Raw genomic sequence first — 20,349 nt, forward strand, 5'->3', positions numbered from 1 at the left:
CTCCAGGCCAGGCCAGGCCAGGCCAGGCCAGGCCAGGCCAGGTCGTCGGACGCTTCGGCCGAGGTCGTGGGACGGTTCAGCCGAGGTCGTAGACGGCTCCGCTGCGGGCCAGCTCGATCGGCCCCTCGAAGCCGCCCCTGACGGCGTCGTCCATGACGTCGGAGCGGTCGTTCCACGGCACGAGGTGGGTGAGCACGAGACGTCCCGCTCCGGCCTGGGCGGCGTGCTCGGCGGCCTGGCGCCCGGTGAGGTGCAGGCCGGAGGGCAGGCCGGGCCGCTCGACGAACGACGCCTCGCACAGCAGCAGGTCGGCGCCGTCGGCGAGCTTCACCAGCTCGGGCGACTCGCCGGTGTCGCCGGAGTACGTGACGGTGCGGCCGCCGCTGGTGACGCGGAAGCCGTACGCCTCGACCGGGTGGTTCACGAGCCCGGCGGTGAGCGTGAAGGGGCCGATCTCGTACGAGCCCGGCGTGAGCGGGACGAAGTCGAACGCGGTCTCCAGGCCCGGCTCGTCCGGCATGCCGTACGCGGCGGAGAGCCTGGCCGGGGCGTCGGCGGGCGCGTAGACGGGCAGGAGCGGGTACGGCGCGTCGGGCCCGTAGGTGCGGGCGACGTGGTAGCCGCAGATGTCGAGGCAGTGGTCGGCGTGCAGGTGCGACAGGCAGACGGCGTCGACGTCGTACAGCCCGACGTGGCGCTGGAGCGCGCCGAGCGCGCCGCTGCCGAGGTCGAGCAGCATCCTGAACCCTTCGGCTTCGAGGAGGTAGCAGGACGCGGGGCTGTCGGGGCCGGGGTAGCTGCCCGAGCATCCGACGATGGTCAGCTTCATGTGGGCCTCCCGTTAGAGGTGGTACCCCCCACTGGTGCGACTTCGACCACGTCGATCTCCGGCCCGAGGAAGCGTCGCCCGAGCCGGGCGAAGAGCGTGGAGTCGCCGGTGGCGAAGAAGCGGTGCCGGGGGGTGGCTCCGCCGTCCGCCGCCAGGCCGCGGTCGTGCAGGATGCGGTAGACGTCCTTGGCGGTCTCCTCGGCACTGGAGACCAGAGTCACGCCGTTGCCGGTGACGTACGAGATGGCGCCGAGGAGCAGCGGGTAGTGGGTGCAGCCGAGGATGAGGGTGTCGCACCCGGCGGCCCTGACGGGCTCCAGGTAGTCGCGGACGGCGTCGATGAGCTCGCCGCTCATGGTCTCGCCCCGCTCGACGAACTCCACCAGGCGCGGGGCGGCCACGCCGACCAGCTCGACGTGGGGGGCGGCGGCGAAGGCGTCGGCGTACACCATCGACTCGATGGTGACCCTGGTGGCGATCACGCCGACCCTGCCGTTGCGGGTGGCCCGCACGGCGCGCCTGGTGGCGGGCTGGATCACCTCGACGACGGGGACGTCGTAACGTTCGCGGGCGTCGCGCAGCACGGCGGCGCTGGCGCTGTTGCAGGCGATGACGAGCAGTTTGACGTCCTGCTCGACCAGGTGGTCCATCACCTCCAGCGCGTAGGAGCGCACCTCGGCGATGCGCTTGGGCCCGTAGGGCTGGCGGGCCGTGTCGGCCACGTAGGTGATGGCCTCGTGGGGCAGCTGGTCGATGATCGCCCTGGCGACCGTCAGGCCGCCCACCCCGCTGTCGAAGATCCCAATACTCGCGTCCGGCACGTTCTAGAGGGTAGGCGACCTGCGCGATCAGCACCGCGTAAGAATGCTCACACCGGCGCGTTCCCGGCGTGGCTTCGCCCTGCGGTCAGCCGCGGCCGACCCTGGCGAGCTGGCGCGACTGGGCGACGAGCCGGCCCGCGGAGTCCCAGACCTCGACCTCCTCGTCGAACCATCCGTCGCGGACGAGCCTGCCGCTGCCGATGAGGGTGAGCCAGCCGGGGGCGGGCAGGGCCCGCAGGTGCCAGGTGAGGTCCACGGTGGGGGCCCAGCCGCGGGCCCCGGCGGAGAACACGACGGGCGGCAGCGCGTCCACGGCCAGGGCCAGCACGTACGGGTCGGGGTCCTGCGGCTCGGCCATCCTGAAGTAGGCGCGCGACTCGGGGCGGCCGGTGGGGCGCCCGTTCAGCCAGCCGAGGGTGGGCGGGTCGAACCGCAGGTCCATCTGGGCGCTCAGGGTCATGTTCGTCTCGGCCTTGGGCGCGGGGAGCTGGACGCACTCCTCCGGGGCGGGCATGGGGTGGGACGGCCCGTCGGCGTAGTCGGGCTCGGCGTCGCCGAGGGTCGCGGTGGTGATCAGGCTCTCGATGTGGGGGACGCCGTCCTGGAGGAGCGTGGCCCTCGCGAACGCGGCCGTCCTGCCCGCCTTGAGCGGCTCGACGCGCACCTGCGCGGGCCCCGGGGCGGGCGCCTTGAGGAACTGCGACGCGGTGCTCACGGGGTGGTCGAACGGGGCGGCGTCGACCGCCGCGCGCAGCACCACGGCCATCAGGTAGCCGCCGTTGAGCGGCCCGCCGATGGAGTATCCCGGGTCGAGGCACACGTCGTAGGTGGTCTCGTCCACCCTGATCGCCTGCGTGGCCTCGTCGAACTTGGTCATCCGCCCTGCCTCAAAGTCCGGAACTATATTCTAGTGGCCCCCTACTCTACGGCAGGCCGCCGGGCGGCCGCGCGAGACGCCGCCGCGTACGGATAAACAGCCAAAAATGCAGCTTCAGCCCATTGCAAGTGAACATATAGCGGCATCCACTACTTTCCTTGTGGTCAAAGTCCACAACGTGAGTTGAGTGATGTCTGCGAATAATCCCCCCCACGGTCAGGACCCGGAACGGACCATGGCGTACGGCTGGAACCAGGGTCAGCAGCCGGGGAACCCGCCGCCGCCCTACGGCCAGCCGTACCCGCCCCAGCAGCCGTACCAGCAGCCCTCCCAGCAGCCGTACGACCTCCAGGCCGGCTGGCAGCAGCAGGGCCCCGAGGGCATCGGGCCCGCCCGGCCCGCCGGGAAGGGCGGCAAGGGCTGGCTGGTCGCCGTCGCCGCCGCGCTGGCCGTGGTGCTCCTCGGCGGCGGCGCCGTCTGGGCCGTGGGGGCGATCGGCGGCGGAGGGACCCAGCCGAACGAGGTGCTGCCCGCCTCGTCCATCGCCTACGCCCGCCTCGACCTCGACCCGGCGGCCAACCAGAAGCTGGCGCTGTTCCAGATCGCCAGGAAGTTCACCGTCACCAAGGACTCCTTCCAGGGCGAGGACCCGCGCAAGGCGCTGTTCGAGGCACTGCGCGAGGACGGCGGCGACGACCTCGCCAAGCTGGACTTCGCCAAGGACGTGGACCCGTGGCTCGGCAACAGGCTGGGCGTGGCCGTCGTGCCGTCGGGCAAGGAGGAGCCCGACGTCGTCGTGGCCGTCCAGGTGAAGGACGAGGCGCAGGCCAGGGCCGGCATCGCCAAGCTGCGGGGCGACGGCAAGGTCGGTCTCGCCTTCCGCGACGACTACGCGCTCCTCACCTCCGACCAGGCGCTGGCCGACAAGTACGCCCGGGCGAGCGACAGCCTGGCCGACAACGCCGAGTTCGGCGACGACATGAACGCGCTCGGCGAGCAGGGCGTGCTGTCGTTCTGGGGCGACCTGGGAGCCGTCGCCGAACTCGCCAAGAAGGACATGACGCCGGAGGAGGCGGTGAATCTCGACCAGGTCAAGAACGCCAGGTTCGCCGGCGCGCTGCGCTTCGACAGCGCCTACGCCGAGCTGACCGGCGTGGTCCGCGGCGCGGAGGGCCTGGTGGACGGCGACCTGGAGCCTGTGCGCCTGGCCGAGCTGCCCGCCACCACCGCGGGCGCCCTGTCGATCTCCGGGCTCGACCAGATGATCAACAAGACGTGGGCGAAGTACGAGCAGGCGATCTCCGGCTCCGGCGGCGACGGGCCGAAGCAGGTGCTCCACGAGCTCGTGACCTCCGCCGGACTCCAGCTCCCGGACGACCTCGCGACCATCGTCGGCAAGAACCTCACGATCGCCGTCGACGGCGAGGGCCTGGACGGCGACCAGATCAAGGGCGGCGTCCGCGTGGTGACCGATCCCGCCAAGGCGCAGGCGCTGGTCGACAAGGTCCAGAAGGCGATGGCCGCGGAGGGCCAGCCGGTGCCGGACCTGGCCAAGGCGTCCGGCGACGGCGTCTTCACCGTGGCGACGACCGAGGAGTACGGCAAGAAGCTCGCGGAGGACGGCGCGCTGGGCGACTCCGAGACGTTCCAGACGGCCGTGCCGAACGCCGGCGAGGCCACCTTCGGCCTGTTCGTGGACCTCGACAAGGTCGAGAAGTACTACCTGCAGTCCATGGAGGGCGACGAGAAGGCGAACCTCCAGGTGCTGCGCGCGATCGGGCTCAGCGGCAGGCAGACCGACACCGAGGCGTCGTTCTCGCTGCGGGTGCTGTTCAACTAGCCCCAGGCACGGCGAAGGGCGGCCGGTTCCCACCGGCCGCCCACGCCCGTGCGGCGGGCGTCAGGCCCAGAGCTGGCCTTCGAGGCGTTCCTCCGCCTCGTCCAGCGTGCCCTCGTACGCGCCGGTGGACAGGTACTTCCAGCCGCCGTCGGCCACCACGAACACGACGTCGGCCCGCTCCCCCGCCTTGACCGCCTTGTTCGCCACGCCCAGCGCGGCGTGCAGCGCGGCCCCGGTGGAGACGCCGGCGAAGATGCCCTCGGCCGCCAGCAGCTCGCGGGTGCGGCGCAGCGCGTCGCCCGAGCCGACGGAGAACCGGGTGGTCAGCACCGACTCGTCGTACAGCTCGGGGATGAAGCCCTCGTCGACGTTGCGCAGGCCGTACACCAGCTCGCCGTAGCGCGGCTCGGCCGCGACGATCTGCACGCCCGGCACCCGCTCGCGCAGGAACCGCCCGACGCCCATCAGCGTGCCGGTCGTGCCGAGGCCGGCGACGAAGTGGGTGACGCCCGGCAGGTCCTCCAGGATCTCGGGCCCGGTGCTCTCATAGTGGGAGCGCCAGTTGGCCGGGTTGCCGTACTGGTAGAGCATCACCCAGTCGGGGTGCCGCGCGGCCAGTTCCTTGGCGACGCGCACCGCCTCGTTCGAACCTCCCGCGGCCGGCGACGAGATGATCTCGGCGCCCCACATGCGCAGGAGCTGGCGGCGTTCCTCCGAGGTGTTCTCCGGCATCACGCAGATCAGCTTGTAGCCCTTGAGCTTCGCCGACATCGCCAGCGAGATGCCGGTGTTGCCGCTCGTGGGCTCCAGGATCGTGCAGCCGGGGGTGAGCAGGCCGTCCTTCTCGGCCTGCTCCACCATCCACAGCGCGGGCCTGTCCTTGATCGAGCCGGTCGGGTTGCGGTCCTCCAGCTTCGCCCAGATCCGTACGTCCGGGGAGGGCGACAGCCGGGGCAGGCCGACGAGCGGCGTGCGGCCGACCGAGTCGATCAGCGATGCGAACCGCATGTCATCCGCCGGCGACGGCGGGGAGCACGGTCACCGTGTCGCCGTCGGACAGCGGCGTGCCCAGGCCGCCCAGGAACCGCACGTCCTCGTCGTTGAGGTAGACGTTGACGAAGCGGCGCAGGCTGCCCTGGTCCACCAGGCGGTCCTTGATGCCGGGGTGGCGCGACTCCAGGTTGGTGATCAGCTCGTCGAGGGTGGCGCCCTCGGCGGCGACGGCCTTGGCGCCGTCGGTGTAGTTACGCAGGATGGTCGGGATGCGAACCTCGATGGCCATCGCGGCAGGTCTCCTCGGGGTCAGGTCGGACGTCCATCGGCAGGCAACGCCGACGGAGGGGACGCGGATTCCGTTCTCAACGACAGTCGTAGAGGACGACAGCCGGAGTGTGCGCGAAGAGGTAACTCTGCACCGGCCTGACCATCATGGGATGAATCTTACCTCTTCCTCCGTCACCACACCCTCGAGGATGCGGTACGAGCGGAACTCCACCTCGTCGTCGTCCCTCGTGGAGACCAGCACGTAGTGGGCGTCAGGCTCGGAGGCGTACGAGATGTCGGTGCGCGACGGGTACGCCTCGGTGGCGGTGTGGGAATGGTAGATCACGACCGGCTCCTCGTCACGGTCGTCCATCTCCCGCCACACCCGCAGCTGCTCCATCGAGTCGAAGCGGTAGAAGGTGGGCGAGCGCTCGGCGTTCTCCATGGGGATGAACCGCTCAGGGACGCCGTTCCTGCCGGCGATCACGCCGCACGCCTCGTCCGGATGGTCGGCCCGCGCGTGGGCGACGATCCTGTCCGCCAGTTCCTTTGAGATCGTCAGCATGCCCGGAAGCTACCAGAGGGCCCGGACCAGGCTGTCCTGGAGGTAGGTCAACCAGTCGTAGGTGACGAAGGCCGGGTAGCGGGGGTCGTCCTCGGACATCCGGGCCAGCTCGTCGTGGATCTCCTCGGTCACCTCCAGCCGGGTGCCGAGGGCCAGCCGCACGTCGTTCAGCGCGCGCATCCACGCCTGCGCCTGGTCGGCGGTGAGCTCGGTGCGGCCCGGCTCGGCGGTGTCGAGCACGGTCTGGGCGTCGGCGCGCTTGCCGTCGCGCAGCGTAGCCTCGGTGTAGCGGCGGAACTCGGACGCCTCCTGGTCGTCCTCGTACGCCGACGGGAACAGCCGCGCGAGGACGGGGTCGGACGGCGCCTCCCCCGTGCCGATGCCGAGGGCGCGCTCCAGCGGGTCGTCGCCGGTCTGCCCCGGCGCGACCAGGCCGAGCACCATCGACACGAGCTGGCGCAGCAGCGCCACCTCCGTGGGCTCCAGGTCGGCGACGACGCCGCCCTTCGTCCCCTGCGAGAACCCCGAGCTCACCAGCGCCTCACTTGACGGAATCCGGCTGGAGCGTCGCCCACAGGCCGTAGGAGTGGAGGATCTGCACGTCGCGCTCCATCTCCTCGCGGGTGCCGCTGGAGACGACGGCCCTGCCCTTGCGGTGGACGTCCAGCATGAGCTTCTCGGCCTTCTCCCGGGTGTAGCCGAAGACCGTTTGGAAGACATAAGTCACATACGACATGAGGTTGACCGGGTCATTCCACACGATGGTCACCCACGGCAGATCGGGCCGGACGTCCGATGACGGACGCTCGACGGCGATTGGAGCGGTGCTACCCACATCCATGAGTCTGCCCTATGTGGGTCGTAGTCTTCGACACGTGAGAACGACCATGAGCACTGCGTTGCTTACAGATCACTATGAGCTGACGATGCTCCAAGCCGCTCTGCGCAGCGGCGCGGCGCATCGGCGCGCGGTCTTCGAGGTGTTCGCCAGGCATCTGCCGGGCGGACGGCGCTACGGTGTCGTGGCCGGCACCGGACGCGTCCTGGACGAGCTGGAACGCTTCCGCTTCGGCGACGAGGAGATCGCCTTCCTGCGGGAGCACCGCGTCGTGGACGACGACACCCTGGCCTTCCTCTCGGAGTACCGCTTCTCCGGCGACATCTACGGCTACCGCGAGGGCGAGGCCTACTTCCCCGCCTCCCCCATCCTCATCGTCGAGGGCACCTTCGCCGAGGCCGTGCTGCTGGAGACCCTCATCCTGTCGATCATGAACCACGACTGCGCCATCGCCTCGGCCGCCTCCCGCATGACGAACGCGGCGGGCAAGCGGCCGATCATCGAGATGGGCTCGCGCCGCACCCACGAGCAGGCCGCCGTCGCCACCGCCCGCGCCGCCTACATCGCCGGCTTCGCCTCCACCTCGAACCTCATGGCAGGCCACCTGTACGGCATCCCCACCGCGGGCACCGCGGCGCACGCGTTCACCCTGCTGCACGACTCCGAGCGGGCGGCGTTCGAGGCGCAGATCGCCTCCTTCGGCGCCGAGACGACCCTGCTGGTGGACACGTACGACGTGGCCGAGGCCGTGCGGACGGCGGTGGAGCTGGCCGGGCCCCGGCTGGGCGCGGTCAGGATCGACTCGGGCGACCTGGCCGCCGCCGCCCAGGAGGTGCGCGAGCAGCTCGACTCCCTCGGCGCGTTCGACACCCGCATCGTCGTCACCTCCGACCTCGACGAGTACGCCATCGCCGCGCTCGCCGCCGCCCCCGTCGACGGCTACGGCGTCGGCACCTCCGTGGCCACCGGCTCGGGCGTCCCCACGGCCGCGCTGGTCTACAAGCTGGTCGCCAGGGAGACGGCCACCGGCAAGCTGGAGGCGGTGGCCAAGCGCTCCGTGGGCAAGCCCTCGCGGGGCGGGCGCAAGGAGGCGTACCGGCTGATCGACCGCAGCGGGCACGCCGACACCGAGCTGATCACGACGTCCGGCCTGATCCCCGAGGACGCCATCCCCCTCATCCGCCCCCTCATGATCGACGGCGAGGTCGTCGGCAGGGAACCGCTCCCCGCGGCCCGCGCCAGGCACGCCGAGGCCGTGTCGCTGCTCCCCCTGGAGGCCCTCCACCTCGGCAGAGGGTACGCCGCCATCCCCACGGAATTCGCCTGACGTATCGTGCTCTGTATGGGCACCGCGTTGATCATCGTCGATGTGCAGAACGACTTCTGCGAAGGTGGCAGCCTGGCCGTGGCCGGGGGCTCCGAGGTGGCTGCGGCGATCACCCACCATGTCGCCGACCACGGCTACGACCACGTGGTGGCCACGCGTGACTACCACGTCGACCCCGGCACCCACTTCGCCGAGTCCCCCGACTACGTCTCGACCTGGCCGGCCCACTGCGTGGCCGGCACCCCGGGCGCGGACTTCCACCCCTCGCTCGACGTCGCGGAGGTCGAGGAGGTCTTCAGCAAGGGGACGTACGCGGCGGCCTACAGCGGCTTCGAGGGCACGTCGGGCGACGGCGTGCCCCTCGCCGACTGGCTGCGCGAGCGCGGCGTCGACCGGGTGGACGTCGTCGGCATCGCGACCGACCACTGCGTGCGCGCCACCGCGCTCGACGCGCTGGCGAACGGCCTGTCGGTGCGGGTGCTGCTCGGCCTGACGGCCGGCGTCGCGCCCGCCACCACCGCGGCCGCGCTCGACGAGATGCGTTCGGCCGGCGCGACCCTGGTGGGCACACCGGCCGGCGCCTGACCCGCAGGGGCGGGAGGCGGTCGTCCGCCGATATCACGCATGGTACGCGGTAGGCAACACCGCGTTGATGTGATATCCAAGACGACACGACCTCTCCGCGACCGATGCAGCACGGAGAGTCATACGTCTCCCGCCCTCGCTGCGAGGTTCTCTCATGCTTGCCATCTCCCTCGGCACGGCCTGGCTGCTGCTGGGCCCGCTCAGCCTGTGGGCCCTGCTCCAGGGCCGCACCGCCGCCCGCGCGGGCGCCGTCGTGACGCTGCTCCTCCTGGAGGCCGCCACCTTCGCCATGGACCGCGCCCGCCCCGCCCCCGCCTCCGCGCCCGTCGCGGCGAGCGCGGCCCCGGCCGCCGCCCCGCCGTCGTGCCAGGCGGTGCGCACGCCCGTCCCCCTGTCGGCCAAGGTCGGCAAGGCGCTCGTCCTGACGTGGACGGCCGTGCCCGACGAGTGCGGCACCGCCAAGGTCGTCGTCCGGCCCGAGGGGCGCCGCCTGCTCATCTGGGTGCACGAGGGGCCGCTGACCGGCGAGCACGAGGGCATGCACACCGTGCCGGTACGCGTCGAGCGGGGCGCCGCCGCGCTGACCGTGCCGTTGACCGGGCCGCTGCCCGGCAAGGCGCCCTACATCCCCGTCGACGGGCGCAGCGGCCGCCGCATCCCGCGCGCCTGACCCCGCGGCCGGCGGCCGGGCGGCTCAGGAGTGGGCGACGGCCAGGCGCAGCGCGTCGTCGAACCTCGCGTACACCTCGAACGCGTGCCGCAGGCCCGTGATCGACAGCACCCGCGCCATCACGCCCTGCACCCCGCCCAGCACCAGCCGGGTGCCGCGCGCCTCGCACCGGTGGAGCAGCTGCACCAGCTCGTTCACGCCCATCGAGTCGCAGAAGGCCAGCTCGCCCAGGTCGAGGATGAGGAACGGCTTCGGCGGGAGGTCCCAGACGCGCTGCAGGTGCTCGCGCAGCAGCGGCACCGCGTTGACGTCGAGCTCGCCCTCCAGCCGCAGGACCACCGCGTTTCCGGCGAGGCCGGAAACCACGCTCAGCGTCGGCTTCCCCGCGGCCTCGAACGACATACCCGTCCTTCTGCGTATCCCAAGACAGCCAACAAGGTTGTTGCCGTTCGCGGCGGTGTTCTAACGGTCCGCGACCGGTCTGTGTCCAAATCCAGATCCATGTCCGCATGCGGGAGCATGCGGACCGTTATCGGCCTGTCATCGGCGCTGGGTGGCCCAGCGGCGGATCATGGCGATGCGTTCCTGGATCTGCTCCGCCGTGGCCTGCGCGATCGCCGGGCCGCCGCACACCCGGCGCAGCTCGGCGTGGATGACGCCGTGCGGCTGGCCCGTGCGGTGGTTCCATGCGCCGACCAGGCCGTTCAGCTCGCGGCGCAGCTCCGCGATCTGCTCGTGCGGCGCCAGGGTCTCCTTCTGCTCCTGCTCGGCGGCCTGCCTGCGCTTGGCCGCCTGCTGGTCGGACTGCCGCTTGCGCAGCAGCGTCGCCACCTGATCGGGCTCCAGCAGCCCCGGCAGGCCGATGAAGTCCTCCTCCTCGGCGGAGCCGACCTCCGCGCCCGTGCCGAACTCGCCGCCGTCGAACAGCACCCGGTCGAACGTGGCCGTCGTCTCCATCGTCTCGAACGGCAGCTCGTCGCCCAGGACGTCGGGGTTGTCCTTCTTGCGGTTGGCCTGTTCGAGGAGGCTGTCGTCGAGGCCGTCCTCCGGCGGGCGCCGGTTGAGCACGTGGTCGCGCTCGACCTCCATCTCGTTGGCCAGCCCCAGCAGCGTGGGCACCGACGGCACGAACACCGAGGCCGTCTCGCCGCGCTTGCGCGCCCGCACGAAACGCCCCACGGCCTGCGCGAAGAACAGCGGCGTGGAGGTGGAGGTGGCGTACACGCCGACGCACAGGCGCGGGATGTCGACGCCCTCCGACACCATGCGGACCGCCACCAGCCAGCGGTCCTGCGAGGCCGCGAACTGCTTGATCTTCTTGGACGCCCCCGGGTCGTCGGACAGCACCACCGTGGCGCCCTCACCCGTGATCGTGCGCAGATGGCGGGCGTAGGCGCGGGCCGTCTCGTGGTCGGTGGCGATCACCAGGCCGCCCGCGTCGGGCACGCCCCTGCGCACCTCCGTCAGGCGGCGGTCGGCCGCGTGCATGACCTGCCGGATCCAGTCGCCCTTCGGGTCGAGCGCCGCCCGCCACGCCTGCGAGAGCTGGTCCTTGGTCAGCGGCGTGCCGAGCGTGGCCGCGATCTCGTCACCCGCCCGCGTGCGCCACTTCATCTCGCCCGAGTACGCCAGGAAGATCACCGGACGGACGACGCCGTCCTGGAGCGCCGGGCCGTAGCCGTAGGAGTAGTCGGACAGGCTGCGCTTGAGGCCCTCGGCGTCCTCCTCGTACTGGACGAAGGGGATCGGGTTGTCGTCGGACCTGAACGGCGTGCCCGTGAGCTGCAGCCTGCGCGCGGCCGGCTCGAACGCCTCGCGCACGCCGTCGCCCCACGACTTCGCGTCGCCCGCGTGGTGGATCTCGTCGAAGATGACCAGCGTCCTGCGTGCCTCGGTGCGCGCCCTGTGCAGCGCCGGGTGCATCGCCACCTGGGCGTACGTCACCGCGACGCCGATGTAGTCGCGCGACGTCGTGCCCTGGCTGTTCTTGAACTCCGGGTCGACCGAGATGCCGACCCGGCCCGCCGCGTCGGCCCACTGCCGCTTCAGGTGCTCGGTGGGCGTGACGATGGTGATCGCCTTGATCACGCCGGTCGCCAGCAGCTCGCTGGCGATGCGCAGGGCGTACGTGGTCTTGCCGGCGCCGGGCGTCGCCACGGTGAGGAAGTCGCGAGGCTCGCGCCTGAAGTAGAGGTCGAACGCCTCCTGCTGCCAGGCCCTGAGCTTGGGGGCGGTGCCCCACGCGGCCCGGTCGGGGTAGGAAGGAGACAGGTGGGACGCGGCGAAGGTGCTCACCGCATCACCTCTGGGGTTCGTGTGCTTCGCTCTCTCACAGTGACCCAAGGGTAATCGGGGACACCGACAGGACGTGCCGTGCACCGCGGATCCTGGCCAAGGTCATCCTCGCGTGCTATGGGGCTTATCGGACGCTCGCCATGAGCGCGTCCAGGGCCTGCCTGCGGGTGTTCTGCTCGGGTTGGAGCAGGCCGAGCAGCAGCGCCGGACGGCCGCCCCGCGTGACCAGTGTCACGCGGAGGAAGGCCGGACGGTTGACGACGTCCTTGTACTCGGCCCGCAGCGCCCTGGTGCGGCCCTGCGGCAGCGCCCTGTCCTCGACGACGGTGACCTTGTCGCCCTTCAGCAGCAGCCTGGAGTACAGCTCGGCCGCCTGCGAGACCGCCTTCTCCTGGTCGCCCGCGGGCTCGGTGAACGGACGGGCCATGAGCAGCGCGCCGTCGCCGTCCCTGGCGGCGGACGTGAACCCGGTGACCGGGGGCAGCGCCTCGGCCCGCCAGCCGTCGGGCAGCGCCAGGGTCACCCCGGCCCGCGCATCGCTCAGCCGCCCCCGCCCGTCCTGCGCGGGCCCGCCGGACACCTCCGAGCCGGAGGCCGCCCCGCTCGACGCCTCGGAGCCGGAGGTGGCCCCGCTGGGCGCCTCCGTGCCGGTGCCGGCGGTGGCCTCTCCGCCCGTGGCCGTACCCGTGGAGGCGCGGGAGCCGGGGGCCGGGCCGCTTCCGCTCCTCGCGCTCCCGGCGCTGTCGCCGTTCCCCTGGACGGTCCCGGAGCGGCCGGGCGGGGCGGCGGACGGGTCGCCGGGCGGGGCGAGGATCCTCGGCACCAGGAGGACGGCCGTGGTGACGAGCGCCGCCACGGCCAGGAGAGCCGCCAGGAGGCCCGTGCGGGGGCGTCCGCGACTTCTGGTGCCGGGAGAGGCGGGGGCGCCGTAGAAGCGCCCTGAGGGAGGCAGGGAGTCCCTGGGCGGGAAGGACGAACCCGACCCGGGGTCGGTGTCGTCGCCGGGGTCCGGGTCAACGATCTTGAGCAGCCGGGGGCTCCAGGGCTCGTCGCCGTCCTCCTCCCAGAACTCACGGAAGTCGTCAGGATCAGGCGTCCTCCTCCGCGACGAGGCCGCCTCCCCCGAACCCCGCCCGCCACCGGCTTGAACGCCTGCCACACCTGAACCGCCGTCGCCGGGGACGTCCCCTGGAGCTTCGGCGAACCCCCCGCCGAAGCCCGAGCCGCCGCCGGAGGGGGAGGCGCCCGCGGACCCTGGGGCGGATGCCGAGCGCGACCTGTCGGCGCCGGCGGACGCATCGGCGACGAAGGCGTCCCGGGAGGACGACCGCCCGGCAGGGGCGGCGGCGTCACGGGAGGGCGACTGATCGCGAGAGGCGGAAGCTTCCGTGAAGGGCGACCGCAGCCATGAGGGCGCCTCGCCCCGGCCCGCGAGCCGGTCCCGCAAGGAGGAGCCCCGCCCTCGGGGCCCGGCGTCTCCCGCGCCGCCCTCAGAGTCCGGCTGAACCCGCCCGGCGTCTCCCGCGCCATCCCCCGAGCCCGGCTGAACGCGCCCGGGGTCCTTGGCGGCTCGGCCGACGTACGCTCCCGCCTGCCCGAACCCCGCCGGGGCCCGCCCCACACCCGCACCCGGCTGCCCGGTGTCCGCGCCGGGATGCCAGGGGTCCGCGCCGGACGACCCGGGGCCTGCGCCGGGTCTCCAGGGGTTCGTGCCGGGCCGGCTGAGGTCCTTGCCCGAGCGGCCCGTGTCCGGGTCGGGGCGGCTGGTGGGCAGGGGTTGAGTGGGCTGCGAACCGGTCTGCGCGGCGCGATGGTCGGGGTTCGCCCGGTGTCCGGCATCGGGCCGGTGCTCGGGCTCCGCGCGGCCGCGGAGCGCCTGGGGGAAGGGGATGGTGCTGTCGGCGAAGGGATGGCGACGTCTGGGCGAGGCGGCGCGCCGTTCGGGCTCGTCCGGGGTGCCGAAGGGATCGCGGCTCCAGGGGGACTGGACGGCGCGGGGTGCGGATCCGGCGTCGGGCTCGGCAGGCGGTTCCCGCCCCTCCTCGAAGGTCGGCGCCCCATGCACACCACCGCCCGCCGCAGCGGCGCTCGAAGAGCCTCCGCTCGACGGGCCGCCCATCGGGCTCCCGCTCGGAGGACCGCCCATCGGGCTGCCAAGCGGCGGGCCGGCGCTCGATGGGCGGGTGCTCCGAGAGGGCGCGCTCGGCGAGGTGGCGGTTCCAGGGGCGGGGCGTGGGGGGCCGGTGCCGGGGGCGGGCGGGTCTCCGGGGGCGTCTCTGCCGCTGACGCCGCCTGGGGCGGTTTCGGTGCTGCCGGCGACTCCCTCGGCTCCCCGTGCGGGTGGCGGCTCCCGGCGCTCCCCGGACGGGCCGGGTGGCGGGGCGTCGTCCCCTGAGGGCGGGGAGTCGCGCGGAGCGGTGCGGCGGTGCCTGGGGCCGGTGGCGGGCGGCCAGACCCGGTGATCACCCTCCATGGACACCTCCTCGCCCGCTTCCTATCACTCCTACGCGCGCCGATCAGGCGAACCGTGACAGGCGTGGCAGGAGCGACGGATGTTCAGGAGGAGTTATGCGGAGAGCGGCCGGGTTCGTCCCGCGAGGACGGCGGTGGCGAGCCCGATCGCCGCCATGAGGAGCGAGATGACGCAGAAGCCGGTGGCGATCTGCTCCGGGCTGTGCCCGATGACGTTGACGAGCGCGCCCGCCACGCCGAGCGCCGTGCCGGAGCCGAGCATGTCGGTGACGGACAGCGCGGCGGAGTTCGCCCCCTGCTCGTTCAAGGGCGACTGCTTGAGCGCGGTGACGCTGACCGTGGTCATGCCGAGCCCCATGCCGAGCCCGGCGACGATCCAGGCGGGCACGGCCACCCATCCCGTCATGCCCGGCAGCACCGACAGGGCGGACAGGACGATGCCCGCGGTCACGCAGGAGGCGCCGATCCGCATCATGCGGTGCGGGTCGGCGGTGCGCCTGCTCTGCAGGTACGAGCCGGCGGACCAGCCGAGCGCGCCGGTCGTCAGCGCGATGCCGGCCGTGGTGGTGTCGAACTGCTTGACCTGCTGGAGCGCCAGCGGGATGAAGGCGTTGACGCCGAAGAACGCCGCCGAGAAGAACCCGCGCAGCATCACCGTGGTCGGCAGGCCGCGGCCGAGGCGCAGCGCGCGCGGCGGCAGCAGGCGGTGCAGCCCGTACGCGAGGAAGGCGAGCCCGGCGACCGCGAGGAGCGCGCTGGGCAGCGGGGCGACGTGCAGGCGGTCCACCTCGAACAGCATGAGGCCGGCGCCTCCGGCGGCGGCGGTGGCGGCGAGGGTCATGGCGACGGGCCGCGAGCGGGGGCCGCCGGAGGGGGGCTGCGCCTCCTCGGCCGGGTGCCGCAGTGCCGGGACGAGCATCACCAGGGCGGGCACGACGAGCGGGATGATGCCGTAGAAGACGAAGCGCCAGCCCCACTGGTCGGCGACGAACCCGGCGACGGCGGGGCCGACCATGGCGGGCACGACCCAGGCGGCGGAGACGGCGGCGAACGCCTTGGGCCGCATCGCGACCGGGTAGACCCTGGCGATCATGACGTACAGGGCGACGACGGAGGTGCCCGCGCCGAGCCCCTGCACCGCCCGCGCCGCGAGGAACAGCTCCTTGGTCTGCGCCGCGCCGGCCAGCGCCATGCCGACGGCGAACAGCAGCACCCCGACGAGGAACGGCGCCTGGTACCCGCGCCGGTCGGACCACAGCCCGGACACCACGTTGGCGAACAGGCTGGCGATGAGGAACGCCGAGAAGCTGAGGCCGTACAGGTCGAGCGCGTCGAGGTCGTGGGAGACGGCCGTCATGACGACGCTCACGGACATGCCCTCGAACGCGATCAGCGTGACCACCAGCAGGATCCCGAGGGTGGCGGTACGGTGCGCCGGTCCGAGGATCCCCGGGACGTCGTGCGGAGTGTCCAGTGCTTTGGGTGCTGTCACTCCGACATCCTAAAGGCGGCCGTTCAGGCGGCCGGCGCCCGCCGGTAGACCGCCCACATCTCGCGCATGCGCAGCGCCTGCCCGGCCGAGAACTCGGACATGCAGGTGTCGTTGGCGTAGTCCATGAAGTTGCGCGAGGGGTCGCGGCCCTGCTGGGGGCAGGTGTCCTTGTCCACCGGGCAGCCTTCGCTCGGCTTGGCCTCGGGGGGCGTGTCGTCGATGCCGTCGCCGGGCTCCCTGCAGCCGTTCTCGAAGGTGTGGAACAGGCCGAGCCAGTGGCCGATCTCGTGGACGCCGGTGAAGCCGCGGTTGTAGTCGGTCATCTGGCCGCCGGGCAGGCTGCGCCAGTCGATCACGACGCCGTCCAGCTCGGGCTCGCCCGCGTACCAGTACGGGTAGCTGGCGAAGCCCAGCATGCGTTCGCTGAGCTGGGCGATGTAGAGGTTGAGCGTGTCGGCGCCGCCCTGGTGCAGCGCGGTCTTCATGGCCCGTTCGTTGGCCACGGGGTCGGCGAACCAGGCGGGCTCGTCGCGTACGGTCACCCCGTCGAGGACGAAGCGGACGCCGGTGTCGGCGCCGCCGTACCGGCCGGCGTAGGCGGCGTTGAGCACGCCGATCTGAGTGACGACGTCCTGGTGGGTGACCTGACGCTGCCCGGCGGTGATGACGTGGGCGCGTACGCGGACGGCGACCCTCGGGGGCGGGGCGGCGCCGCCGAGCCTGCGGCGCACCTCGGCCGTGACCCTGGCGACGTCCTCGGGCCTGGGCGAGCGCGGGCCGGTCGTCTCGGGGTCGCGCCGGCTGCGCGGAAGCGGCCCGCGCGCCTCCAGCCCGCGCGCCTCCAGGATGCGAGCGAGGGGCCCGCGCGCCTCCGCACCGGCCGGTGCCGAGGCGCAGGTGGCCGTCGCGTGCGCGTGCGCCGGTGCGGTGGCGAGCGGCGGGGCGGCCCCGGCCGCGAGCAGGCATGCCAACGAGACGGCGGTCGCGCGCCGGGCCATGCGGTCTCCCGTGACGGTCAGTGACGAATGTCGTTACCGACCGTAACGCCCGGCGGGGGCTTCACCCCTCAGCAACACTCACTGCTTGTCGTCGCCGCCACCGATGTTCTTGGGCAGCCCCTCGTAGATCTCCTTGCACTCGGGGCAGACCGGGTACTTCTTCGGGTCGCGGCTGGGCACCCACACCTTGCCGCACAGGGCGCGGATCGGCGTGCCCGTCACCATGCTCTCGGTGATCTTGTGCTTGTCGGCGTAGTGGGCGAAGCGCTCGTGGTCGCCGTCGCCGTGGGAGGTGCGCGGCGTGGTCTCCTGCTCAGGGAGGATCTTCGTGCTCACCCCACCGAGTTTATGCCCGGCGGGAACCTCTCCCTGCTGGAACGTGGCGTCCCGGAAGACGCGGAGCGCGGCCGCCGCCTGATGGCGGGGCCGCGCTCGGCGGGTGGCGCGGGTCAGCCCATGTGGACGGGCGCGCCCTCGGACTTGCGACCGGCCTTGACGAACGCCGTCAGCCCGGCGGTGATGACGGCGACGATCGTGCTCACCACGAAGGCGAGGTGCATGCCGTCCATGAACGAGTTGTGCACGGCGGAGACGACCGGCTCGGGCAGGCCGGGAGGGGCGGTGCCGAACGCCGCGGCCTTCTCCAGCAGGCTCATCTGCTCGGGCTTGACGGCCTGGGCCGCCGGGCCGAGGTAGCCGGGCAGCGTGTCGTGGATCTCGGACGCCATGACGGCGCCGAGGATCGCGGTGCCGAGGGCGCCGCCGACCTGCATGGCCGACTGCTGGACGCCGCCCGCGACGCCGCTGAGCTCGACGGGCGCGTTGCCCACGATGATCTCGGTGGCGCCGACGAAGACCGGCGAGAGGCCGAACGCGAGCAGCACGAACGGGACGGCGCTCTCGACGAACGACGCGTCGATGCCGAGCCGCGACATGAGGAACATGGCGGACGCGGTGATCAGCAGGCCGCCCGCCATGGTGATCTTCGGGCCGAGCTTGCCGATGGCCATGCCGGCCAGCGGGGACGCCACGATCATGCCGGCGCTCATCGGCAGCATGCGCAGGCCCGCGTCGAGCGGCGACAGGCCGTGGACGCCCTGGAAGAAGAAGCCCAGGAAGAACATCGCGCCGAACATGGCGAACGCGACCATCATCATGAGCACGGTGCCGATGGAGATCGACGGGTTCTTGAACAACCCCAGCGGCACGAGCGGCTGGGCGGCCTTGCTCTGCCAGAAGACGAACGCGGCGGTGAGCACCGCGAACGCGCCGATGAAGCTCAGGGTCTGGGTGTCGCCCCAGCCCCACTCGGGCGCCTTGATGATCGTCCAGACGAGCGAGAACATCGCGCCGGACAGCAGCAGCACGCCCAGCCAGTCGATCCTGGCGAGGGTCCGGGTGCGGTTCTCCTTGATCAGCATGATGCCCAGGACGAGGGCGATGACGCCCACGGGGGCGTTGACGAAGAAGACCGACTCCCAGCTCACGTTCTCGACCAGCACGCCGCCGACGATCGGCCCCGCGGCGCTGGACAGGCCGATGATCGCGCCCCAGGCACCCATCGCCTGGTTGAGCTTCTCACCGGGGAAGGCGCCGCGCAGCAGCGCGAGCGCGGCGGGCTGGAGCAGCGCGCCGAACAGGCCCTGCAGCACCCGGAGCCCGATCAGGGCGCCGACCGGCGTGATGCCGGGGATGACGTCGGCGAGCTCCTGGCTGAGGCCGATGCCGACCGACGACAGCGCGAAACCGGCGACGCCGATGAGGAAGACGCGCTTGTGGCCGAACAGGTCGCCCAGCTTGCCCGCGGTGATCAGGAACACCGCCAGCGCCAGCAGGTAGCCGCTGGTGACCCACTGCAGGTCGGACAGCGACGCGCCCAGCTCGACCTGGATGACCGGGTTGGCGATGCCGACGACGGTGCCGTCGAGCATCACCATGATGACGCCCAGGCAGACGGCCAACAGCACCAGCCAGGGATTGCCTCCGGCCGCCTTGCCCCCGGCGCCGGGCGTCGGCGGCGCGTCGACCGCCTTCGCTTGAGCCATGTGGTCCCCCTCATTACATCTCGCCCCGCGTTGGGGCAAACGTCACTTAAGCCTCAGGTAATCTACTGTCAGCATATGACAACTGACAAACGAGTTTTATTCGTCGCACTATGACTTGTGTCAGTCTGTGACAGGAAGGTTTCGAGGGAGTGACGGCAGTGGGTCTGCGGGAACGCAAGAAGGAGAAGACGCGCCTGGCGATCCTCGACGCGGCACTCGACCTGTTCGTCGAACAAGGATACGAGTCGACCACGATCGAGCAGATCGCGGGGGTGGTCGACATCTCCCCCCGCACCTTCTTCCGCTACTTCACCGGCAAGGACCATGTGGCCCTGCTGTTCCACGACCACGGCGAGGCGATCCTGCTGGAGACCTTCGCCTCACGCCCGGCCGACGAGCCGCCGTTCACCTCGCTCATGCACGGCATGCGCGCGGTGATGCAGGACCTGCTCGACTCCACGCCGGAGGACACCGCGAGGTTCCTGAAGCTGCGCCGCCTCCTCGACGACAACCCCCAGCTCGTGGGGCGGTCGGTGGCGAGGGGCGCGGAGACCGAGCGCCGACTGACCGAAGCGGTCGCAGCGCGCAGGGGCGTGGCGGCCGAGGAGGACCTGCTCTCCCACCTGATCGTGGCCTTCGCGACGTCCGCCATGCGGGTGGGGTTCGAGTGCCCCATGACCGAGGTGTCGATGCCCGCCATCGCCCGGCGCATGGCCGCGACGATCGAGCTGGCCGAACGCTCCCTGCGGCCCGGCTGGGACGTCGAGGCGGGCTAGTTCATGGTGGGGTCCTCGGGGCAGGTGGCGACGAAGGCCAGCTCGCCCCGCTGGCGCCGCAGGACGTGGCGCCACAGGGAGCGCGGGTCGGGGAAGAAGGTGTCGCCGGGCTCGGAGTCGACGACGTACCAGGCGCCCTCGGCGATCTCGCTCTCCAGCTGGCCCGACGACCAGCCCGCGTAGCCGGCGAAGATCCGCATCTGCGCGATCTCGCCCTGCAGGATCTCCGGCGGCGCGTCGAGGTCGACCATGCCGAGCCGCGACACGGACGGGGTGGCCGTGTGCAGCCTGCGCCAGCCGAGCGGCTCGGCCCCGCTCGGCACGACGGCCAGCGCCAGCGCGCTGTCGGTGTGGACGGGACCGCCTTCGAACAGCACGGAAGGGCCGGTCACGAGAGGGTCCCAGAGCGGCAGGACCTGGGTCACGGCGATCTCGCTCGGCCTGTTGAGCACCACGCCCAGGGAGCCGCCGTCGTGGTCGTGTTCCAGGACGAGCACCACGCTACGCCGGAAGTTGGGGTCGTCGAGAAGCGGAGTCGCCACCAACAGACCGCCGACGTAGATCGCTTCCGCCATACCTCCATGATGAGGGAGGAACGGTCTCTCCCGCGCCCCCGCCCCAGTCATGTTACTTTTCGTAGCGGCGTGGGCACTGTA

Annotated in this window: 21 protein-coding genes; 5 read left to right on the top strand and 16 right to left on the bottom strand. The window is 72.0% G+C overall.

Annotated elements, in window-relative coordinates:
- Nucleotides 1-76: 76 nt before the first annotated feature.
- The 3 genes from BMX74_RS22090 to BMX74_RS22100 all read right to left on the bottom strand — a co-directional run bounded on the left by BMX74_RS22090 (nucleotide 77) and on the right by BMX74_RS22100 (nucleotide 2,527).
- Nucleotides 77-829 carry an MBL fold metallo-hydrolase gene (locus BMX74_RS22090; protein ID WP_055507073.1) on the bottom strand — a complete coding sequence of 251 codons (753 nt, stop codon included), beginning with the start codon at nucleotides 827-829 and terminating at the stop codon, nucleotides 77-79.
- On the bottom strand, nucleotides 826-1,650 hold the full coding sequence (murI, locus tag BMX74_RS22095) for a glutamate racemase (RefSeq protein WP_055507071.1): 825 nt from the start codon (nucleotides 1,648-1,650) through the stop codon (nucleotides 826-828). The genes BMX74_RS22090 and murI overlap by 4 nt, the downstream gene beginning before the upstream one ends.
- Before the next feature lie 85 nt (nucleotides 1,651-1,735).
- Nucleotides 1,736-2,527, bottom strand: coding sequence for a thioesterase family protein (locus tag BMX74_RS22100; RefSeq protein WP_091102455.1), 792 nt, complete (start codon nucleotides 2,525-2,527; stop codon nucleotides 1,736-1,738).
- A 235-nt stretch (nucleotides 2,528-2,762) separates the two neighbouring features.
- On the opposite strand from BMX74_RS22100, the gene BMX74_RS22105 reads away from it, so the two are divergent.
- Nucleotides 2,763-4,367, top strand: a complete 1,605-nt coding sequence (locus BMX74_RS22105) for a DUF3352 domain-containing protein (protein ID WP_256257091.1) — start codon at nucleotides 2,763-2,765, stop codon at nucleotides 4,365-4,367.
- 60 nt (nucleotides 4,368-4,427) lie between these two features.
- Here the strand turns inward: BMX74_RS22105 and BMX74_RS22110 are convergent, their stop codons facing one another.
- From BMX74_RS22110 to clpS, 5 genes are all read right to left on the bottom strand, one after another.
- Nucleotides 4,428-5,375 (bottom strand): PLP-dependent cysteine synthase family protein, encoded by a 948-nt coding sequence (locus BMX74_RS22110; protein ID WP_055507065.1) that lies wholly within the window; start codon nucleotides 5,373-5,375, stop codon nucleotides 4,428-4,430.
- Nucleotide 5,376: 1 nt separating this feature from the next.
- The gene (locus BMX74_RS22115; RefSeq protein WP_055507063.1) at nucleotides 5,377-5,649 is read right to left on the bottom strand and encodes a MoaD/ThiS family protein; all 273 of its coding nucleotides are present in this window, start codon (nucleotides 5,647-5,649) and stop codon (nucleotides 5,377-5,379) included.
- Between the two features lie 144 nt (nucleotides 5,650-5,793).
- Nucleotides 5,794-6,195, bottom strand: coding sequence for a M67 family metallopeptidase (locus BMX74_RS22120; protein WP_055507061.1), 402 nt, complete (start codon nucleotides 6,193-6,195; stop codon nucleotides 5,794-5,796).
- Between the two features lie 9 nt (nucleotides 6,196-6,204).
- Nucleotides 6,205-6,729, bottom strand: coding sequence for a DUF2017 domain-containing protein (locus BMX74_RS22125; protein WP_055507059.1), 525 nt, complete (start codon nucleotides 6,727-6,729; stop codon nucleotides 6,205-6,207).
- 7 nt (nucleotides 6,730-6,736) lie between these two features.
- The gene (gene clpS / locus BMX74_RS22130; protein WP_201784727.1) at nucleotides 6,737-7,036 is read right to left on the bottom strand and encodes an ATP-dependent Clp protease adapter ClpS; all 300 of its coding nucleotides are present in this window, start codon (nucleotides 7,034-7,036) and stop codon (nucleotides 6,737-6,739) included.
- 85 nt (nucleotides 7,037-7,121) lie between these two features.
- On the opposite strand from clpS, the gene BMX74_RS22135 reads away from it, so the two are divergent.
- From BMX74_RS22135 to BMX74_RS44270, 3 genes are all read left to right on the top strand, one after another.
- Nucleotides 7,122-8,360: a nicotinate phosphoribosyltransferase gene (locus BMX74_RS22135; RefSeq protein WP_236715029.1), complete on the top strand. Its 1,239-nt coding sequence runs from the start codon at nucleotides 7,122-7,124 to the stop codon at nucleotides 8,358-8,360.
- A 15-nt stretch (nucleotides 8,361-8,375) separates the two neighbouring features.
- Nucleotides 8,376-8,945, top strand: a complete 570-nt coding sequence (locus BMX74_RS22140) for a nicotinamidase (RefSeq protein WP_091102459.1) — start codon at nucleotides 8,376-8,378, stop codon at nucleotides 8,943-8,945.
- 154 nt (nucleotides 8,946-9,099) lie between these two features.
- Complete coding sequence (locus BMX74_RS44270; RefSeq protein WP_055507053.1) at nucleotides 9,100-9,615, top strand: hypothetical protein; 516 nt, start codon at nucleotides 9,100-9,102, stop codon at nucleotides 9,613-9,615.
- 24 nt (nucleotides 9,616-9,639) lie between these two features.
- Here the strand turns inward: BMX74_RS44270 and BMX74_RS22150 are convergent, their stop codons facing one another.
- The 7 genes from BMX74_RS22150 to BMX74_RS22180 all read right to left on the bottom strand — a co-directional run bounded on the left by BMX74_RS22150 (nucleotide 9,640) and on the right by BMX74_RS22180 (nucleotide 18,917).
- Nucleotides 9,640-10,017: an STAS domain-containing protein gene (locus tag BMX74_RS22150; RefSeq protein ID WP_091102461.1), complete on the bottom strand. Its 378-nt coding sequence runs from the start codon at nucleotides 10,015-10,017 to the stop codon at nucleotides 9,640-9,642.
- Between the two features lie 138 nt (nucleotides 10,018-10,155).
- Nucleotides 10,156-11,910, bottom strand: a complete 1,755-nt coding sequence (locus tag BMX74_RS22155) for a DEAD/DEAH box helicase (protein ID WP_256257100.1) — start codon at nucleotides 11,908-11,910, stop codon at nucleotides 10,156-10,158.
- 124 nt (nucleotides 11,911-12,034) lie between these two features.
- A complete protein-coding gene (locus BMX74_RS22160) occupies nucleotides 12,035-13,069 on the bottom strand; it encodes a hypothetical protein (RefSeq protein WP_143078721.1) in 1,035 nt (344 codons plus the stop codon).
- Between the two features lie 1,407 nt (nucleotides 13,070-14,476).
- Nucleotides 14,477-15,874, bottom strand: a complete 1,398-nt coding sequence (locus tag BMX74_RS22165; RefSeq protein WP_055507047.1) for an MFS transporter — start codon at nucleotides 15,872-15,874, stop codon at nucleotides 14,477-14,479.
- Between the two features lie 23 nt (nucleotides 15,875-15,897).
- On the bottom strand, nucleotides 15,898-16,872 hold the full coding sequence (locus BMX74_RS22170; protein WP_091102466.1) for a zinc metalloprotease: 975 nt from the start codon (nucleotides 16,870-16,872) through the stop codon (nucleotides 15,898-15,900).
- A gap of 78 nt (nucleotides 16,873-16,950) precedes the next feature.
- Nucleotides 16,951-17,208: a DUF3039 domain-containing protein gene (locus tag BMX74_RS22175; protein ID WP_055507044.1), complete on the bottom strand. Its 258-nt coding sequence runs from the start codon at nucleotides 17,206-17,208 to the stop codon at nucleotides 16,951-16,953.
- 113 nt (nucleotides 17,209-17,321) lie between these two features.
- Entirely contained in the window at nucleotides 17,322-18,917 is a 1,596-nt protein-coding gene (locus BMX74_RS22180) for an MFS transporter (RefSeq protein WP_091102468.1), read from the bottom strand.
- Between the two features lie 149 nt (nucleotides 18,918-19,066).
- Between BMX74_RS22180 and BMX74_RS22185 the strand changes: the two genes are divergently transcribed.
- Nucleotides 19,067-19,693, top strand: coding sequence for a TetR/AcrR family transcriptional regulator (locus BMX74_RS22185; RefSeq protein ID WP_082535441.1), 627 nt, complete (start codon nucleotides 19,067-19,069; stop codon nucleotides 19,691-19,693).
- Here BMX74_RS22185 and BMX74_RS22190 read toward each other — a convergent pair.
- Nucleotides 19,690-20,268, bottom strand: a complete 579-nt coding sequence (locus BMX74_RS22190) for a YqgE/AlgH family protein (protein ID WP_055507038.1) — start codon at nucleotides 20,266-20,268, stop codon at nucleotides 19,690-19,692. The genes BMX74_RS22185 and BMX74_RS22190 overlap by 4 nt on opposite strands.
- Nucleotides 20,269-20,349: the final 81 nt, after the last annotated feature.

Origin of the sequence: Nonomuraea pusilla (assembly GCF_900109355.1) — a bacterium.
In the GTDB taxonomy this organism is placed as follows: domain Bacteria; phylum Actinomycetota; class Actinomycetes; order Streptosporangiales; family Streptosporangiaceae; genus Nonomuraea; species Nonomuraea pusilla.

Excerpts from the sequence above, each read along its gene's own strand:
- BMX74_RS22090 (WP_055507073.1), bottom strand. The coding sequence starts at position 829 with ATGAAGCTGACCATCGTCGGATGCTCGGGCAGCTACCCCGGCCCCGAC.
- BMX74_RS22100 (WP_091102455.1), bottom strand. The coding sequence starts at position 2,527 with ATGACCAAGTTCGACGAGGCCACGCAGGCGATCAGGGTGGACGAGACC.
- BMX74_RS22105 (WP_256257091.1), top strand. The coding sequence starts at position 2,763 with ATGGCGTACGGCTGGAACCAGGGTCAGCAGCCGGGGAACCCGCCGCCG.
- BMX74_RS22110 (WP_055507065.1), bottom strand. The coding sequence starts at position 5,375 with ATGCGGTTCGCATCGCTGATCGACTCGGTCGGCCGCACGCCGCTCGTC.
- BMX74_RS22115 (WP_055507063.1), bottom strand. The coding sequence starts at position 5,649 with ATGGCCATCGAGGTTCGCATCCCGACCATCCTGCGTAACTACACCGAC.
- BMX74_RS22120 (WP_055507061.1), bottom strand. The coding sequence starts at position 6,195 with ATGCTGACGATCTCAAAGGAACTGGCGGACAGGATCGTCGCCCACGCG.
- clpS (WP_201784727.1), bottom strand. The coding sequence starts at position 7,036 with ATGGATGTGGGTAGCACCGCTCCAATCGCCGTCGAGCGTCCGTCATCG.
- BMX74_RS22135 (WP_236715029.1), top strand. The coding sequence starts at position 7,122 with ATGCTCCAAGCCGCTCTGCGCAGCGGCGCGGCGCATCGGCGCGCGGTC.
- BMX74_RS22140 (WP_091102459.1), top strand. The coding sequence starts at position 8,376 with ATGGGCACCGCGTTGATCATCGTCGATGTGCAGAACGACTTCTGCGAA.
- BMX74_RS44270 (WP_055507053.1), top strand. The coding sequence starts at position 9,100 with ATGCTTGCCATCTCCCTCGGCACGGCCTGGCTGCTGCTGGGCCCGCTC.
- BMX74_RS22150 (WP_091102461.1), bottom strand. The coding sequence starts at position 10,017 with ATGTCGTTCGAGGCCGCGGGGAAGCCGACGCTGAGCGTGGTTTCCGGC.
- BMX74_RS22170 (WP_091102466.1), bottom strand. The coding sequence starts at position 16,872 with ATGGCCCGGCGCGCGACCGCCGTCTCGTTGGCATGCCTGCTCGCGGCC.
- BMX74_RS22180 (WP_091102468.1), bottom strand. The coding sequence starts at position 18,917 with ATGGCTCAAGCGAAGGCGGTCGACGCGCCGCCGACGCCCGGCGCCGGG.
- BMX74_RS22190 (WP_055507038.1), bottom strand. The coding sequence starts at position 20,268 with ATGGCGGAAGCGATCTACGTCGGCGGTCTGTTGGTGGCGACTCCGCTT.